The following is a 16014-nucleotide window of genomic DNA, read 5'->3' as shown; positions in this document are numbered from 1 at the left end:
CAAGCCACTGATTTCTGCAGGATAAAGACGATAAACGTGCTGGCCTTTATTCCGCCGATACGGGCATACTGAATGCACTTTACCCGGTTAGCGCGCTACCGACGTCACCTGGACGGACGGTTTGCCGCCCGGGACGCTATGCAGGTGCGAAATTAACGCGGGAGAAATGGAATGAACTTACCGGTTGTTGCCGTTATTGGGCTCGGTGCTATGGGGCATGCTTTTGCCAGCAATCTGTTAAAAAAAGGCTTCACCGTTCACGGCTGGAATCGTACCCCTGAGCGGGGTGAGGATTTGATAGCCAGCGGATTAATCCGTCACGCGACCCCTCAACAGGCCGCGGCGTCGGCGGAGGTGATTCTGTCGGTACTGACCGATGGTGAAGCAACCCGGAATGCGATCCGCGAAATGGCTCCGGTTTGCCAGCCAGACGCCGTTTTTTGCCAGATGGGGACGATTGGCGTCGAAGAAACACGGGAGGCCGTTGACCTGCTGGCATCGCTTCGCCCATCGATGATCTACCTTGATGCGCCGGTGTCGGGAACCAAAAAACCGGCGGAGAATGCGCAAATTCTGGTGCTTGCCAGCGGGGATCGTCAGCGAGGCGTGAAGGCCGAGAGCGTCTTTGCCGCGATTGCGCGCGGCACACAATGGTTTGGCGACGCCGGCAACAGTCAGAAAATGAAGCTGGTACTGAACGCCTGGCTGATCACCATGATGGAAGGGGTGGCAGAAAGTACGTTACTGGCGGCGAAATTAGGTTTTACTCCAGAAGCATTCTGGGGCGCGCTTGACGGTGGCCCGCTGGCGGCACCTTATGTGAAAGCCAAGCTGGAGATGATCGCGGCGAATGATTTTACTCCGCAGATGCAGCTCAGCCATGCGCTGAAAGATGCCCGGCTGGCGCTCGACGCGGCGGAAGACACGCCGTTGCCGATCCTGGCCACTATCGCCGACTGCTGGGATGAAGCCGCCGATGAGGGGTATGCCGATCGTGACCTGGCATCGGTGTATGCCTGGCTGGCGGGACAGCCGACAAGCGGGTACTAAGCGCGAAGTGCAGAGGTCGACGTGAAGGTGGTGTGATACTGCCGCGCTCTTAACGTAGGACCAGTGGAGGGATGTTCAGGGAAGGGCATCTTCATCCAGTGTAATAATCTGGATCCCGGCGGTCTGATACGCTTGCGCATCGTCAGGGAGACGGTCAATTACCAGAGTATCGATACGTTCCGCCGGGGCGAACTGCGCCAGCGAGGTATTATTGAGCTTGCTGGAGTCACACACCACAATCACCTGACTGGCATGTTCCACCATGCCGCGTTTCGTTTCCGCCAGCATAATATCGGCCACACAGGCGCCGTGCTTGACGGAGAGCGAGTTGGCCCCCATAAAGGCCTTATCCACATTAAGCGTATCGAGAATAGAACGTCCGTTGATGGACACCACGCAGTGGTAGCCTTTTTTGACGATCCCCCCCAGCAGGATGATCTGAATAGTGGGGCTGGCCTCCAGTTCACGGGCAATCTGATAATCATTCGTCACCACGGTGACATTCTGCCGATCGCGGATATGACGGGCGATATGCAGCGTGGTGGTGCCGGTATCCAGCACGATGATATCGCCATCTTCTACCAGCGCCGCGGCGCGTTGGCCAATACGCTCTTTCGCGGTCAGATTGACGACTTCCCGCATATCGGAGGCTTGCTCAAAACTGGCCCGGGTGCGCAGCACGGCGCCGCCGTGGGTGCGGGTCAGCATCCCGGCCTCTTCCAACTGACGGAGATCGGCACGAATGGTTGCGCCAGACACATTGAACACTTCACACATCTCGGAAACCGCAACCTTGCGTTTTTCCCGGAGAATACTGAGTAACTTTTCCTGTCGTTCTTCTGCAAACATTGTGCCTCTCTTACGGACGATGTCACCTTCAGCGAGAAAATTCCGGCCGCGGCCGCAAGGCTCACCTTCAGGCTGGCCCGCGACTTAACGCATCCAGGCGATCGTATAATGGCGCGGATTGTTGGTAAAGCGTATCAAAAAGTTCGCTACAGGACTGATAATATTCCTGCAGACGCCGGTCAGGCATCACCGGTTCGTCGAACTGCACCGTATGCCGAACGCCATCGGCAAAATCCGCATACATCCCGATGCCAACGCCGGCAATAATAGCGCATCCGGTGACGCCATTCTCCGGATTGCGCGTCGATATAATGGGAAGATTGTACGCAGCCGCTTTGATTTCCAGCCACAGCCGACTGCGTGCGCCGCCCCCTGAGGCGATCATCTGCTCGGGATGCTGCCCGCACTGGCGTAACTGACGAAGATTACGCGCCGAAGCGAACGCGACCCCTTCCAGAACCGCCCGCAATAAATGTCCGCGACCATGCTTACGCTGCAGGCCGAAGAACTGCGCGCGCGAATTGGTGTGATCCGCCATGCGTTCACCGGTTAAGTAGGGCAAAAACAATAATCCTTCCGCACCGGCGGGGACTTCGGCCGCCAGCTGCAGCAGTTCCGGGTGTGTAATGTGGTTTTCTGCCAGAGCCTGGCGCGCCCAGCGTACCGCATCGCCGCCGGCATCGAGGAGGGTAAACCCGCCCCAGACCTGGTTTGCCAGATGCAGGTTATTGACTCGTGAATGCAACAACGGTTGCGGCGATACCACCGTGATCAGCGTGGAGGTCCCCGTAGAATCGGATGCCGTTCCAGGCTGATATACGCCGGAACCCAGCAGGGTGGCCGCCATATCTGACGTCCCGGCGACCACCGGGATCCCTGCGGGCAGGCCGGTCAGCGTCGAAGCCTCACGGGTAACCTCGCCGATCACCTCGCTGGACAGTTTCAGATCCGGTAACTGCTCCCGTCTCAGGCCAAACAATTCCAGCGCCTGTGGCGACCAGCTGCGGCTTTCGCTGTCCATCAGAAAGTAGCAGGAGGCCTCGCTGTAATCGGTGGCGATGGCGCCGGTCAGCATGAAGTTAATGAAATCCTTCGGCATTAATATCTTCGCGATGCGAGCCGCGCTCTGAGGATAATGTTCCCGCCACCACGCCAGCTTAAAGGCAGGCCAGGCGGCTGCCGGGGGATTATTCAGATGGCGCAGCCAACGTTCCGCATCTTCGCGAACAATAAAAGCGTCGACCTGCGGCTGGCTCCGTTTGTCATTCCACAACAGCGCTTTGTCTTCGACGAGTTGACCCGCGCTATCCAGCAGTACGGTGCCATGCATTTGTCCGCAGGCGCCTATCGCGGCGATCTGCGAGCGGACATCGGGGAAACGATACAGAACTTCGCGGATACAGTCGCAGACAGATTGCCACCACAAAGAAGGTGCCTGTTCCGACCAGCCTGCACGAGGAGTCGTTTGCTCATATTCCCGCTGCGCAAACCCCACGAGAGAACCATCGGCCCTCAGGATGGCGGCGCGGGTACTCCCGGTGCCGACATCAATGGTTAATATTTTATTTTTCATCACTGACTCCGGTGACATCATAAGGCGGGCCCTCAGGCCCGCAGGCGCAGGTTTTAACAGGCGTTCAGTTCAGGGAAGAGGTCCGGATTTTGTTCCAGTTGGGCCAGCACGGTGGTCACCGCCCCCAGACTCATGCCGAAGCGGCGGACGCCAAGCCGGTAGAGCTCGCGCACGGTATCCAGATCGCGAATTCCCCCCGCACCTTTGATGTCGATGCAACCTTTCAGCTGTCCGGCGATGATGCTGACCTTTTCCGGGGTCGCACCGGTAGGGGCCCAGCCGGTGGACGTTTTCACCCACTTCATCCCCACCTCAACGGCAATATCGCAAACCCGACAGATCTGTTCCTCATTGAGATAGTGGGTTTCGAGGATCACTTTTGCCGGTACCGGCGCTGCGGCTTCAACAACCCGCCGCAAATCCTGGCGCACATAGTCATAATCCCCGGACAATACTTTGCCGATATTCACCACCATATCCACTTCCCGGGCACCGTCAGCAATAAGCTGGCGGACTTCCTGGACCTTAATATCGGTTGCGTGGCCACCGCCAGGGAAGCCAACCGGGCCGCCAATCATGATATCGCCCCGTCCCTGTTGCGGCAGTAGCGTACTGAGAAAGCGTGTCCAGCAGGGCAGCACATGCACCGAAATGATGTTGTAGCGGGTAGCCAGTTCCGCACAGGCACGAATATCTGCTTCCGTACTGGTCGCCTGGACGGCGCTGAGGTCAATTAAGCGGGCAAAACGGCGAGTGGTCTCATTCATAGTCTGTTCCTGTCATCTGTTTTCAGTTGTTTTCATTTAACGATTTATACTCACGTTTTTACATTAGAAAACGCATTAAATGAAAATAATGTGATCAAACAGGCATTTTTTTATTTTCATTTGCTTTTAATTAACAGGGCGGTACAGGAAGACACGATGACCACACAGTCACAAACGGTCATAAACGGGCACAAAAGCAAAGGGGGATGGGTTTTTGTTTGCTTTTGTTTGTGACCGGATGGCGGTCAAAAGAGGGAAAAAACGTCGCTGGAAGGGGGAGAAATGTGATTTTCATCACATGAAGTGACGAGGGCACCGCCATCTTTGCTGGACGTTTTCACGGTCGCAGCACCCCATCGACGGGCAAGGTAATCTTATCAGGCACTGCAGGAGAGAGAGTTATGTTACCGCTGGAACGTCATCGCTTAATTGTCGAGTTGTTAGGCCAACATGGTGTCATGCGGGTCGATGAGATTGCGCAAGCAACCCGGGTTTCTCGTGAAACGGTACGTCGGGATCTCAGTGAACTGGAGCGAAAAGGTGTTTTAAACCGCAGTCACGGCGGGGCGCTGTTGGTCGAAAACCCACCGCCCACTCCCAGGGGGCTCCCGTCTGGTCTACCGATCCAGGATGGGCAAGGGAGCTTTCAGCAACGTACATTGCGGCATAGCGAAGCCAAAATGCGTCTTGGCCGCAAAGCGCTGCAGCTGCTACAGCCTGGGGACACCATTCTCCTGGACAGCAGCAGTACCAGCTGGTTTATGGCACGCCAGATACCCGAGATGGCGTTAACGGTTATCACGCCGTCTGTCGCTATTCTGCAGGCGCTGATGAGCCGTCGCTCCTTACACCTGATTGGTCTAGGCGGTGATTTTTCACCGACCGAGGAGGCTTTCTTCGGCGAAATGACGGGACGCATGCTGCGCGAATATGCCATCGATACGTTTTTCTTCTCGTGTCAGGGGCTGGAGCGCGACAGCGGTCTGTATGCCGGAACGGACGCTCATGCCGCCCAGGTAAAGCAAATGATGATGGCAGCCCGTCGGGTCGTGGCGCTGATCGACAGCAGCAAGCTGGGACGGCTGGGGGTGGCAAGGATCGGCGGTCTGGGAGAACTGGATTGCTTGATAACCGAAGCATTTGATGATCCGCTGCTCGAAAAAGAGATGACCTGGCATAACGTCAGCACACAAATTGCCTGAGTGTACCGTCACGTCGTGACGGTGAATCTATGCATTGTCGACACACCGCACCGTGCGGTGGGGCCAGACTTTGCCTGAAATCAGCGAATGACCGGAATCAATACCGAAACAGAGAGGCATTATGCGTTATTACATTTCCCCCTCACTCATGTGTATGGACATGATGCAGCTGAGCGACCAGCTGAACTTTTTGAACAGCAAAGCGGACAGATTGCATGTTGATGTGATGGATGGCCACTATGTCAAAAACCTGGCGCTCTCAACCAGCTTCGTGGCACAAATTCGCCCCTGGACCACTTTACCTGTCGATGTTCATCTGATGGTCGAAGAGCCGATGGCGTTTATCCCGGCCCTGTTGGACGCCGGAGCGGACGCCATCTCCGTTCACCCTGAAACCATCAGTCGTGAAGCCTTCCGCGTGATCAATACCGTGCGCCAGGCCGGCAAACAGGTCGGTATGGTGCTGAATCCCGCCACGCCGCTGGAAACGCTCAGCCACTACCTACACCTGCTCGATAAAGTCACCATCATGACCGTGGATCCCGGCTATGCCGGTCAGCCTTTTATTCCTGAAATGGTCGAAAAAATCGCCCGGCTTCAGCAGCTCAAGCAACAGCGTGGACTCAGCTTTCTTATCGAGGTTGATGGCTCATGTAACCGCCAGACCTACCGGAAATTGCTTGAGGCAGGCGCCCAGGTGCTGATTTTGGGAAGCAGCGGTTTATTCCGCCCGGATGTACCACTTGCTCAGGCCTGGGACACGCTGATCCAGGATCTTGACGAGGCGAGTCATTCCCCGGCCCACGCATAAAGGAGAGAGCAATGTCAGGCAAAGTCTGTGTATTTGGTTCATTTAACTGCGATATGGTTGCCCGGGTTGAACGCTTTCCGGTTCCTGGCGAATCCCTGGTCGCTTCCGGGAGTATGACCAGCGCCGGTGGCAAAGGCGCAAATCAGGCGACGGCGGCGCTGAAGGCCGGTGCCAATGTCCACTATATCGGCAAGATTGGTGAAGATACTTTTGGCCACTTCGCGCGCCGGCATCTCAAGACAGTGGGATTTAATGCCGTCACCTTACTGGTGACCGATGAGGTCCCCACCGGTAACGCGCTTATCTATGTCGCAGGCGATGATGCTGAAAACATGATTGCCGTCGATCCTGGCGCCAACATGACGGTGACCGATGATGAAATTGCCGGTTGCATTCCGGCGATCGGCTGCGCCGATGTGGTGCTGGTTCAGCTGGAGAATAATCTCTCTGCTATTGAACAGGTGGTTGCCGCAGGCAGGGCCTCCGGCGCCTTCGTGGTGCTCAATCCCGCCCCCTGGCAACCGGTCGACGATGTCTTTCTCAGCAACGTGGATTTACTGACCCCCAATGCCACGGAAGCCTGGCTGATGACCGGATGTCGGGTAGACGATCTGCCTGGCGCCGAACAGGCGGCCGAGGTGTTGCACTCGCGCGGAGCGAAAAACGTCATCATTACCCTCGGGGCGAACGGCGCTTTACTGAGTGAACAGGGCGTGAAAATCCATATCCCGTGTTTCCCCTCTCAGCCCTGTGATACCACGGGAGCAGGCGATGCCTTCAATGGGGCACTTGCTGCCCGCCTTGCCTGCGGCGATGCGCTCCATGAGGCCACCCGGTTTGCGGCGGCCTATGCCGCGGTCAGCGTCGAAAGGCGCGGCGCCTCATCTTTGCCCGATTATGAAGAAGCTCTGGAACGTCTTGCCCATGCCACTTCTGATGTTGAAGTGGCCTGAAACCCTACTGTAAAAAAACGATAACGAGGATAGACCATGAGTACGCTGATTACTGACAAAGTGGAGAAAGATGCGGTTCACCACGAAAAGCTGGATACCAGCGCCTATCTGGCGCATACCCCCTGGCTACAGTTTTTACTGGTGTGCTGCCTGTTTGCCCTCTGGGGTATGGCAGGTAACCTGAATGATATTCTGATTGCCCAGTTTAAAAAGGGCTTCGATCTGACCGATACCCAAACGGCATTGGTACAGTCGATTTTTTTCCTTGGCTACTTCTTTGTGGCGCTGCCCGCCGCCGCGCTGATCAAACGCTACTCCTATAAAGTGGCGATCGTGATTGGCTTATGCCTGTACGCGCTGGGCTGCTTTCTGTTTGTGCCCGCGGCTCAAATTATGACGTATGGCGCTTTCCTTGCCTGCCTGGGTGTGATTGCCTGCGGCCTCTCTTTTCTTGAAACATCCGCCAATACCTATTCCAGTCTGCTGGGACCGATACAGTCTTCAACGCAGCGCATTAACTTCTCGCAGATTTTTAACTCTCTGGGGGTAATTTCCGGCGTCCTTATCGGTCAGGTGATGGTCTTCGGCGAACACGATCCGAGTCACGAACAACTGCTGGCCATGCCCGCTGAGATGGCAGAAGCGGCGCGGCATCAGATGGTGAGTCAGGTCGTCGGACCTTATCTGATTATTGGCTCGGTGCTGGTTGTGCTGGCGCTGGTTTTTGTCTTTATTAAGTTCCCGTCCTGCAAGGGGGAACAATCTCAGCAGCAGCAGACGCCAGGCGAGAGTATGGGACCGACGCTGAAACGTCTCTTTGCGCTGCCGCGTTTTCGGCTGGGTGTCCTGTCGCAGTTTCTCTACGTCGGGGCGCAGGTTGGCGTCTGGAGTTTCACTATTCGTTTCGTACAGCTTGTTCAGCATGGGACCAGCGAGCACTCCGCCACCTACTGGCTGCTGGCCTCACTGGTTATCTATGCCATCGGTAAAGGTATCGCCACCTGGCTGATGAATCGTCTGAATCCCGCGGCGCTGCTGGGAGCGTTTGCATCAGTGGCGACGGTGCTGCTGCTGGTTGCGGTCTTCAGCCACTCGATGTTAGCGGTCTATGCGCTGATACTGGTGAGCTTCTGCATGGCTCCGTGCTGGCCAACCAACTTTGGTCTGGTGATTAAAGGGATGGGCAAAGATACGCAAACCGCCGGTTCCATTGTGGTGATGTCGATCATCGGCGGGGCGGTGATTCCGTTAGCGATGGGAATTATCTCCGATCTCAACGGCGGCAATATGCAAATCGCCTTTATGGTGCCGTTGTTATGCTTTGTGTATGTCGCTTTCTATGGCTTTTGGTGCGTGCGTAAAGGAGTATAAAATGCGTGACCTGATACGTAATTTAGCTCATATCGGCTACCAGGTGCAGGATATCGTGCGCTCGTTGGCCTTTTATCAGTCCCTCGGCTTTGTGCTGCAGCGCCGTTTTAGCAAACCCTCGGCGAGCGGGAATATTGAAGTCGCGTTTATCGAAATGGGTGGGGTGGTACTGGAGCTGTACCAGCTACCCAATGGCCTCGCCTTCGATCGCGCTCGCTGCGGGATAGACCATATCGCGCTGGAAGTCAGCGATCTTGCTGCGGTCATGACGATGCTCACGACGTTAGGTTATCCGCTGGATGAAAGGCCGGTCGAGGAAGAGAAGGTCCGGTTCCTGCTGATTCGTGGCCCGGATGGCGAACGTCTCGAGTTTGACCAGTCTCTGGCGTAATACTCACTTCGCGCACGCCTTTGATAACAATAGGGTTAAAGGGCTGTCTACCGGTTGGTGGGCAGGGCGCACCGATGACCTGGGTCGGCAAGTCAGTCTGCTGGCGCCTTAGCAAAGCATCCAGGCAGGTTAAATAACCTGCCTGATTTATTTTCCACCCGCCGAAATGTCACAAACAACGGGACGCATCCGGTGAGACGGGTAAAAAAAAGCTCCGGCGGATAGCGCCGGAGCGGGTATCAATTTACGCCAGACTGAGACTTATTTATTGTCCAGCGCGTAGGCAATCACGTAATCCCCACGATCCGGAGACTGGCGGGCGCCGCCTGCCGAGATCAGAATGTACTGTTTACCGGTTGTCGGTGAGACATAGCTCATCGGCGTACCGCCGCTGCCTACCGGCAGACGGGCTTTCCACACTTCTTTGCCGCTCGAGGTATCGAAGGCGCGCAGGTAATAGTCCTGAGTCCCGGCAATGAACACCAGTCCGCCCTGAGTCGCCAGCGTACCGCCCAGCGTAGGCATGCCAACCGGCATCTGAACACGCATTTTGATACCAAACGGTCCGGTATCCTGTACCGTACCGGCCGGAACCTGCCAGACGATTTTCTGGGTCTTCAGATCGATAGCCGACAGCGTACCGAAAGGCGGTTTCTGGCATGGGATCCCCAGCGGAGACATGAAGCGGTCTTTATTCACGCCATACGGCGTGCCTTTCAGCGGTACGGCACCCATCCCGGTGTTGACCGACTCGCCGCCGTTACTGGCTGCCGCCCGGTTGTTGTCCTGCTTGATCATCTGCACCCACAGGCCAAGACGCATGTCGTTGACGAACAGGTACTGATTATTGGGGTCAATAGACATACTGCCCCAGTTCATGCCACCCAATGAGCCCGGGAAGCTCAGGGACTTATCGGTATCCGGCGCGGTGAACAGACCATCATAACGCATCGATTTAAAGCTGATACGGCACATCAGCTGGTCGAACGGCGTTGCGCCCCACATATCCGATTCGCTCAGCTTTTCATTGCCAATCGATGGCATGCCGACGGAGAACGGCTGCGTTTTAGAATACTGTTCGTTCGGAATCGTGCGGGTTTTGACCGGCAGTTCTTTGACTTCGGTCAGCGGCTTACCGGTCAGACGGTCGAGCACAAAGATCTGTCCGGTTTTCGCGCCAATCACCACCGCCGGTTTGGTGGTGCCATCCTTCATCGGGAAGTCGATCAGGCTGGGCTGCATCGGCAGGTCGAAGTCCCACAGGTCGTTATGAACCGTCTGGTAAACCCACTTCTCTTTACCGGTAGTCGCATCGACGGCCAGCACGGACGCGCCGTATTTGTGGTTGAGCGCAGTACGGTTGGCCCCCCACAGGTCAACGGATGAGCTACCCATCGGCATGAACACGGTATTCATCGCCGGATCGTAAGACATCGGGGCCCATGAGTTAGGCGTACTGCGGACGTAGGTCTGGCCTTCCTGCAATTTGGCCGTAGGATCCTGGTTGCCCGGGTCGAAAGCCCAACGCATCTGACCGGTGATGACGTCGAAGCCACGAATAACGCCGCCAGGCATATCGGTTTGCACGTTATCGGCGACACGGCCGCCCACCACAACGGTGGTTCCGGCGAGGGTCGGGGCAGAGGTCAGCTGATATTTCGGATCGCTGGCGTCACCCAGACCGGCTTTCAGGTCAACGATGCCGTTATTACCAAAGGCGGAGCAAAACTCACCGTTATCCGCGTTAATAGCGACCAGGCGGGCATCGATGGTGTTCATCAGGATACGACGCTGACAGGTGTCACCGGCGGCCAAAGTCGGCAGGGGTACCGGGGTGGAACCCGGTACGTCAGGCTGAACGATAGGTTTGGTGGCATCGAAATAAGCCAGACCGCGGCAGCGGTTCCATACCTGAGATTGGGCGTTGATTTCACGTTTCCAGATCTGCTTACCGCTGTTTGCATCAACGGCAATCACGTTGTTATGCGGAGTACAAAGGAAAACTTTATCACCCACCTGCAGCGGCGTTTGCTGATCTTCCGCGCCGTTCCCGCCAGGGCTGATCGGAATATCGCCGGTATGGAAAGTCCAGGCGACCTTCAGGTCTTTGACGTTGTTACGGTTAATCTGATCGAGTGCGACGAAGCGGTCACCGCCGGGGGTATTACCGTAGTTTTCCCAGTTTTTTTGCGCTTTATTTGGCTCAACCGGGATCAGCGGCAGCTCTTCCCCTTTGAAGGCGACGGTCGGGTGCGGCTGGAACATTTGTACGAAGGCGCCCAGCATGCCGGCGGCTAATACGACCGCGAGGGCATAAGACAGTTTGCTGAAGCTGCTCTTGCCTTCGCGCTGACGCAGCGCGGGCCAGGTGGCAAAGCCAAACAGCATAAAGCCGGTGGGGACCATCAGACGGGAGACCAGCGGCCAGAAATCCCAGCCGGCATCAAACAACGCCCAAATCAGCGTCCCCAAAAAAACCAGAATGAACCACACCACAGCAGAGGATTTACTGCGGAAATACTGGACGGCAGAGAAGAGCATCACTATGCCGGCAATAAGAAAATACCAGCTACCGCCGAGAGAAATCAGTTTTCCCCCTTCAATGGCAAAGAACAGGCCGCTAAGACTTAGCGCCACCCCTAATATACAGCACCATATCCTGAGCACAGGGCTCGGCCGGTCGTGTAATTCAGACATGCAGGAACTCTCCGAAAAAAGCGTGATAGTTGTTACAGGGTCATGCGGGCAGATCTCTTCTGTAGAAAGAAGTACAACGACCTCAGCATAATCATTCAGCAGGTAATTGTACCACCTGGTTCAGGTCAATGTTAACTACTCATGCTTTTTAAACCATTTTTTTAACAAATTTGTACAATCGTCGTTAAAAAGCTTTTTTCAAACCATCGGATCGCTGGGAAAAAACCTGAAACCAGCTTCAGTTAACCGAATGGTCCACATATGATGTCGGCGGGATCTCAGAGGCCAGAAGATACAACGGTTGAGAGGGGAGATGACGCCTGTTCGTTTGCGCCGGTGTTTATACGAAAGTTAAGCGGACTTGTCCCCGGCGCGGGATATGCTTTAATTACCGTGGTTGCGGTAATCGCATCGTATTGAACAGAAATGGAGTTCATTGAATGAAGAACAATCTGATTATCTCGTTACTGTCCGTCATGGCTTTTTCCGCCTGCGCCGGGAGTGAATTAACGGTCAGCGATCTGGCGAAAAATACGCAGACTCAGGCCCTGTTTGCGCAGATGACGCAGCACCACTCGCTACCAGAGTGGGTTACCCAGGGGGGAACCTCATCGCAGCCGCAGAACGTGACTATTGGCGGCGTCCGCTATGTCGTTCTCCAGTCCTGCAAACCGCATGACTGTGCGTCACAAAGTATTGCGGTGCTCTATTCTCAGGAGGCAAAAAAAATGACCGGCGTCTTTTCCGTGAGCGCTGAGGACGGCGCCGAGCAGAAACTCAGCTGGCTGAATGTTCCCGATGAGCTATCGATAGACGGTAAAACGGTGCTGTTTGCCGCGCTGAGCGGCAGTCTGGATAACCATCCGGAAAGTTTTCACTTTAAATAATCCGCTGGCTTAAAGGGCAATCCGCGACGGGGCTGTTGTCGTCGCTGGCTGAGCAGGCGCCTGCCGCCGGTTTTTCGCGGGCGGCCGGTGCCTCAGCGACGGGCAAGGCCGGCGCGCCTGTGCCGCCTCGTCGCATTTTGCTCCAGCTGACGCCCCCGTTCCGCCGATATCCCGTAGCGTTCCGCCAGTTCGTGCAGCGTGGCTTTATTGTCCTCATCCAGCCAGCGCGCGCGGATAATCTCCTGGACATCTTTCGCTGAGACACCCAGCTCTCGGGCGACCATCTCTATTTCATCATGATTGAACCTGCCAGGGCGCTGCCTGGCTTTTCTCAGATTAAAGAAAAGTTTGCGCTGGGCTTTAGTCGTCGCCACTTTGACGATGCGCCAGTTACGCAGCACGTACTCGTGGATCTCGGCCTTGATCCAGTGTACGGCGAACGACACCAGCCTGACCCCGACGTCCGGGTCGAAGCGGCGTACGGCTTTCATCAGCCCGATGTTGCCTTCCGTTTGCCATCTGCGATGGTCGCGGAGACGGGCCGGTTTCGCCGGGCGGGGGCTTGCGCTAAAATCACGCCACTAGCAAAATATATAGTCGGAAATAAGCAGAAAATTATGATGTACTATTTTAGGGATAATGATTTATACCAGCATTTGCACGACATGGTATTGAATAGCGATATACCGGTGCTGCGGGTGATGGCCATCTTTATTCTTTTACACTGCGTGGCCCACTACCTGGTTTTGCCATATCTCGATCGCAAAGTCGCGAAGAAAAAAACATCAAAACTGACGATCGTTACCCATCATCACTTCTTTCATCGTATGGTATTAACCCTGCAAGGGGCAGTGCTGGCCGCCCAGCTGTCATTCATTGCCAACCCACACCATGAAATACTGGCGTGGATCCTGACCGGCGCGCGGATCTGGACCCTGACATTTGCGCTGCTCGCATTTTATGCCTTTATTGATGTTATCTGCGATTTACTCAAAACAAACCTTCAGTTTAAGGGCTTGCCTTATCACGGCCTTCAGCAAAGCCTCAAGCTGGCGGGGGCGGTGATTTATAGTATTTTACTTATTTCACTGCTGGTTGATAAATCACCGCTCATTCTGTTCAGTGGCTTAAGCGCCATTGCGGCAGTGCTGCTATTGGTCTTTAAAGACCCGCTCCTGGGGCTGGTCGCCGGGATACAGCTTGCCGCGAATGATATGCTGCAGCCGGGGGACTGGATTGAACTGGATTCCCTCGGCGCCAATGGCTCCGTCCAGGATATCGGGCTGACGACGGTCAAGGTGCTTAATTTTGACAATACCATCACCACTATTCCGACCTATACCCTGGTTTCCGGCTCGTTTAAAAACTGGCGCTATATGGTGGAGCATGGCGCCAGGCGCATCCAGCGTACGATTAATGTCGATATCGCCACGGTACGCATCCTGACCCCTGAGGGGAAACAGGCAATCGTTAATCATGACGCATTAGCGTCGCTGATGGCCGCTGACTCAGCGGCGAAAACCAATATCGAACTGTTTCAGGAATACGCTAAAGCCTGGCTGGCGCAGCATCCAGCTATCAGAACGGACATGACGCTGATGGTCAGACAGCTACCGTCCACCACCTACGGTTTGCCGGTCGAGTTCTATGCCTTTGCCAGCCAAACCGAGTGGGTCGCCTATGAGCAACTACAGAGTGAGATCTTTTCTCACCTGATGGGCATCATCTCGTTGTTTGATCTGAAGATCCATCAGCTTTCATGAGCGCATAGCATCCCGTTATTACTCCTTCTGCTACGCTTAAAGCTGATTTCACCTGCGGCAAGTCAGGAGGGTGAAATGCCCGCTTGCCGGGGGCGCAAAACAGGCCCGGCGCACCGGTCATCGGGTCAGTAATATAAAAAGAAGTCTTGTTTAAGGACGTTAAAAAATTTTGGCATCGATCCTAACGACCTGCCGCTCAACGCTATCAGCAACGCCATCGAACGTAATTTTTTGCATATGACCCGACAGAAACCTTTACCACCGATACATATCAACCCGATCGTTATTTTAATCTGACATAACCACGCTCTTCGGCCCCTCATTCCGAGGCAGCCAGCGGATAGGGAGAGCCAATCATGGAGATACATTATGCTAAATTTTGACCGTCATACTCCTCAACTTCTGAGTGAAGAGATCTTCAAAAAACAGCGCGGGGTTTTGCTGGTCGTTGCCTTCCTGTTACTGGTTGGCGGACTGATGTGCCTGATCAATCCATTTGCCACCGGGACCGTACTGAGCATTTTCGTCGGCGTCCTGCTAATGCTGAGCGGAGCGGGATTAATCGTTGGTATGTTTGCCAACCGTGCGCAAAACACCTGGCCCACGATCGGCGGTATTCTGCTCGGTATCGCCTATCTACTCTTTGGCTATGTTTTTATCTCCAGCCCGCTGGCGGGGATTCTGGCGCTGGCCGTTTATCTGGCGGTGCTGTTTGCTTTTGGCGGTATCGCGCGCCTGGTCGCGGGGTATGTACATCGCGGGCTGCCGGGAAACTGGCTGCAGTTTGTCATCGGTATTCTCGATCTGGTCATCGCCTGGACGCTGATCGGTTCAGGGCCGGAAGCTTCGGTGACGCTGGTTACCGCAATTGTGGGGATTGAGATGCTGGTGAGTTCTTTCGGCTTGTTCCAGGCCGCCCGCCTGTTTAAACGCGGTTAAGCGCGGCGGGTAAAAAGGCCGGGCCAGCTGGGTAGCCCGGTCTGTTCTTACCGGCGGCGGCCATCAGCAGCTTACAGCGTCGCCACTACTCCTGGCGCCAGCACGCTGGCCGCCCTGATAATGACCATCCACATCCGCTTTTTCCAGAACGGGCGAGGCGTCTCGTTTTCGCTGTTCATAGCCGTGTTCTCCGTTAATGTATGCCTCAATGGTAGCCTCATCAGCGCGGAGAGGCGGCCAGCCAGACAGAGATCGACGGCGGAGCCATATTTGGCCAGATGCTAATCCCGAGGTCGGTAAAACCAGGGAAAATCAACCCGAGGGTCAGCATAAAGGGACCATCGCTTGCCCGGCGGTTATAGGCGCTGCGGACGGGTGAAGAATATTTTTCCGCGAAACGGCTTAGGCGGTGGGCTGACCCATGATCAGGCCGTCACGCAGGATATCCGTTATCTCGCTAATCTCTGACATTGCCGACATTTTGACCATTGCCGGAAAGAAAATATCAGGGGAAGGGGCCAGTGGAATGACGAAACACTTTTCCAGACGTCGGGCATCCACCTCGGAAGCGGGTAACAGCGAGACCGCCTCCAGACCCGATTCCAGACAATCAATGATCGCTTTAGGCTGGGTGATATGCATGATAATGTTAGGATATTTAATGAGATGGTCACTCCCTCCTTCCCAGTACTATGCTGAGGACAGGCTTTCATTCGGAGAACCATCATGGAAAACATTGCGCTTATTGGTATCGATCTGGG

General features: G+C 55.3%; 15 protein-coding genes and 2 pseudogenes. 9 read left to right on the top strand and 8 right to left on the bottom strand.

Features of this window, described 5'->3' with window-relative positions; translation table 11 throughout:
* Window positions 1–171 precede the first annotated feature (171 nt).
* A complete protein-coding gene (locus BV390_RS21665) occupies window positions 172–1050 on the top strand; it encodes an NAD(P)-dependent oxidoreductase (RefSeq protein WP_085397326.1) in 879 nt (292 codons plus the stop codon).
* A gap of 75 nt (window positions 1051–1125) precedes the next feature.
* On the opposite strand, the gene BV390_RS21660 is transcribed toward BV390_RS21665, so the two are convergent.
* From BV390_RS21660 to deoC, 3 genes are all read right to left on the bottom strand, one after another.
* Window positions 1126–1899 carry a DeoR/GlpR family DNA-binding transcription regulator gene (locus BV390_RS21660; protein WP_032687725.1) on the bottom strand — a complete coding sequence of 258 codons (774 nt, stop codon included), beginning with the start codon at window positions 1897–1899 and terminating at the stop codon, window positions 1126–1128.
* A 67-nt stretch (window positions 1900–1966) separates the two neighbouring features.
* On the bottom strand, window positions 1967–3472 hold the full coding sequence (locus BV390_RS21655) for a xylulokinase (RefSeq protein ID WP_032687723.1): 1506 nt from the start codon (window positions 3470–3472) through the stop codon (window positions 1967–1969).
* A gap of 53 nt (window positions 3473–3525) precedes the next feature.
* Window positions 3526–4239 (bottom strand): deoxyribose-phosphate aldolase, encoded by a 714-nt coding sequence (gene deoC, locus BV390_RS21650; protein WP_032687722.1) that lies wholly within the window; start codon window positions 4237–4239, stop codon window positions 3526–3528.
* 401 nt (window positions 4240–4640) lie between these two features.
* On the opposite strand from deoC, the gene BV390_RS21645 reads away from it, so the two are divergent.
* The 5 genes from BV390_RS21645 (at window position 4641) to BV390_RS21625 (ending at window position 8967) form a co-directional block, all read left to right on the top strand.
* Window positions 4641–5441: a DeoR/GlpR family DNA-binding transcription regulator gene (locus BV390_RS21645; protein ID WP_032696200.1), complete on the top strand. Its 801-nt coding sequence runs from the start codon at window positions 4641–4643 to the stop codon at window positions 5439–5441.
* Between the two features lie 121 nt (window positions 5442–5562).
* On the top strand, window positions 5563–6252 hold the full coding sequence (gene alsE / locus BV390_RS21640; RefSeq protein ID WP_085397325.1) for a D-allulose 6-phosphate 3-epimerase: 690 nt from the start codon (window positions 5563–5565) through the stop codon (window positions 6250–6252).
* An 11-nt stretch (window positions 6253–6263) separates the two neighbouring features.
* A complete protein-coding gene (locus BV390_RS21635) occupies window positions 6264–7205 on the top strand; it encodes a ribokinase (protein ID WP_032687719.1) in 942 nt (313 codons plus the stop codon).
* Between the two features lie 36 nt (window positions 7206–7241).
* A complete protein-coding gene (gene fucP, locus BV390_RS21630; protein ID WP_032696198.1) occupies window positions 7242–8576 on the top strand; it encodes an L-fucose:H+ symporter permease in 1335 nt (444 codons plus the stop codon).
* 1 nt (window position 8577) lies between these two features.
* A complete protein-coding gene (locus BV390_RS21625; RefSeq protein ID WP_085397324.1) occupies window positions 8578–8967 on the top strand; it encodes a VOC family protein in 390 nt (129 codons plus the stop codon).
* 261 nt (window positions 8968–9228) lie between these two features.
* Here BV390_RS21625 and BV390_RS21620 read toward each other — a convergent pair whose 3' ends face one another.
* Window positions 9229–11664, bottom strand: coding sequence for a glucose/quinate/shikimate family membrane-bound PQQ-dependent dehydrogenase (locus BV390_RS21620; RefSeq protein ID WP_046852503.1), 2436 nt, complete (start codon window positions 11662–11664; stop codon window positions 9229–9231).
* A gap of 440 nt (window positions 11665–12104) precedes the next feature.
* On the opposite strand from BV390_RS21620, the gene ivy reads away from it, so the two are divergent.
* On the top strand, window positions 12105–12551 hold the full coding sequence (gene ivy, locus BV390_RS21615) for an Ivy family C-type lysozyme inhibitor (RefSeq protein ID WP_032696195.1): 447 nt from the start codon (window positions 12105–12107) through the stop codon (window positions 12549–12551).
* A gap of 92 nt (window positions 12552–12643) precedes the next feature.
* On the opposite strand, the pseudogene BV390_RS21610 reads toward ivy, so the two are convergent.
* Window positions 12644–13060: pseudogene (locus tag BV390_RS21610) on the bottom strand (sigma-70 family RNA polymerase sigma factor); the annotation flags it as partial.
* 108 nt (window positions 13061–13168) lie between these two features.
* Between BV390_RS21610 and BV390_RS21605 the strand changes: the two are divergent.
* Complete coding sequence (locus BV390_RS21605; RefSeq protein WP_048619454.1) at window positions 13169–14314, top strand: mechanosensitive ion channel family protein; 1146 nt, start codon at window positions 13169–13171, stop codon at window positions 14312–14314.
* Window positions 14315–14683: 369 nt separating this feature from the next.
* Window positions 14684–15253 carry an HdeD family acid-resistance protein gene (locus BV390_RS21600; RefSeq protein ID WP_047664897.1) on the top strand — a complete coding sequence of 190 codons (570 nt, stop codon included), beginning with the start codon at window positions 14684–14686 and terminating at the stop codon, window positions 15251–15253.
* Window positions 15254–15324: 71 nt separating this feature from the next.
* Here BV390_RS21600 and BV390_RS21595 read toward each other — a convergent pair whose 3' ends face one another.
* The 3 genes and pseudogenes from BV390_RS21595 to BV390_RS21590 form a co-directional block, all read right to left on the bottom strand.
* Complete coding sequence (locus tag BV390_RS21595; RefSeq protein WP_257331908.1) at window positions 15325–15432, bottom strand: DUF2474 domain-containing protein; 108 nt, start codon at window positions 15430–15432, stop codon at window positions 15325–15327.
* Window positions 15433–15479: 47 nt separating this feature from the next.
* A pseudogene (locus BV390_RS31565) lies at window positions 15480–15617 on the bottom strand (ubiquinol oxidase subunit II); the annotation flags it as partial.
* Window positions 15618–15655: 38 nt separating this feature from the next.
* Complete coding sequence (locus BV390_RS21590) at window positions 15656–15895, bottom strand: hypothetical protein (protein WP_179275596.1); 240 nt, start codon at window positions 15893–15895, stop codon at window positions 15656–15658.
* Window positions 15896–16014 lie beyond the last annotated feature (119 nt).

This window comes from Klebsiella sp. YJ (assembly GCF_002108615.1).
Classification (GTDB): domain Bacteria; phylum Pseudomonadota; class Gammaproteobacteria; order Enterobacterales; family Enterobacteriaceae; genus Klebsiella; species Klebsiella planticola.
This window is presented reverse-complemented; position numbering and strand designations above follow the sequence as displayed.

Bases quoted from the DNA above. Each gene is read 5' to 3' on its own strand.
- BV390_RS21665 (WP_085397326.1), top strand. From the start codon at position 172: ATGAACTTACCGGTTGTTGCCGTTATTGGGCTCGGTGCTATGGGGCAT.
- BV390_RS21660 (WP_032687725.1), bottom strand. From the start codon at position 1,899: ATGTTTGCAGAAGAACGACAGGAAAAGTTACTCAGTATTCTCCGGGAA.
- BV390_RS21655 (WP_032687723.1), bottom strand. From the start codon at position 3,472: ATGAAAAATAAAATATTAACCATTGATGTCGGCACCGGGAGTACCCGC.
- deoC (WP_032687722.1), bottom strand. From the start codon at position 4,239: ATGAATGAGACCACTCGCCGTTTTGCCCGCTTAATTGACCTCAGCGCC.
- BV390_RS21645 (WP_032696200.1), top strand. From the start codon at position 4,641: ATGTTACCGCTGGAACGTCATCGCTTAATTGTCGAGTTGTTAGGCCAA.
- alsE (WP_085397325.1), top strand. From the start codon at position 5,563: ATGCGTTATTACATTTCCCCCTCACTCATGTGTATGGACATGATGCAG.
- BV390_RS21635 (WP_032687719.1), top strand. From the start codon at position 6,264: ATGTCAGGCAAAGTCTGTGTATTTGGTTCATTTAACTGCGATATGGTT.
- fucP (WP_032696198.1), top strand. From the start codon at position 7,242: ATGAGTACGCTGATTACTGACAAAGTGGAGAAAGATGCGGTTCACCAC.
- BV390_RS21625 (WP_085397324.1), top strand. From the start codon at position 8,578: ATGCGTGACCTGATACGTAATTTAGCTCATATCGGCTACCAGGTGCAG.
- BV390_RS21620 (WP_046852503.1), bottom strand. From the start codon at position 11,664: ATGTCTGAATTACACGACCGGCCGAGCCCTGTGCTCAGGATATGGTGC.
- ivy (WP_032696195.1), top strand. From the start codon at position 12,105: ATGAAGAACAATCTGATTATCTCGTTACTGTCCGTCATGGCTTTTTCC.
- BV390_RS21605 (WP_048619454.1), top strand. From the start codon at position 13,169: ATGATGTACTATTTTAGGGATAATGATTTATACCAGCATTTGCACGAC.
- BV390_RS21600 (WP_047664897.1), top strand. From the start codon at position 14,684: ATGCTAAATTTTGACCGTCATACTCCTCAACTTCTGAGTGAAGAGATC.
- BV390_RS21595 (WP_257331908.1), bottom strand. From the start codon at position 15,432: ATGAACAGCGAAAACGAGACGCCTCGCCCGTTCTGGAAAAAGCGGATG.
- BV390_RS21590 (WP_179275596.1), bottom strand. From the start codon at position 15,895: ATGCATATCACCCAGCCTAAAGCGATCATTGATTGTCTGGAATCGGGT.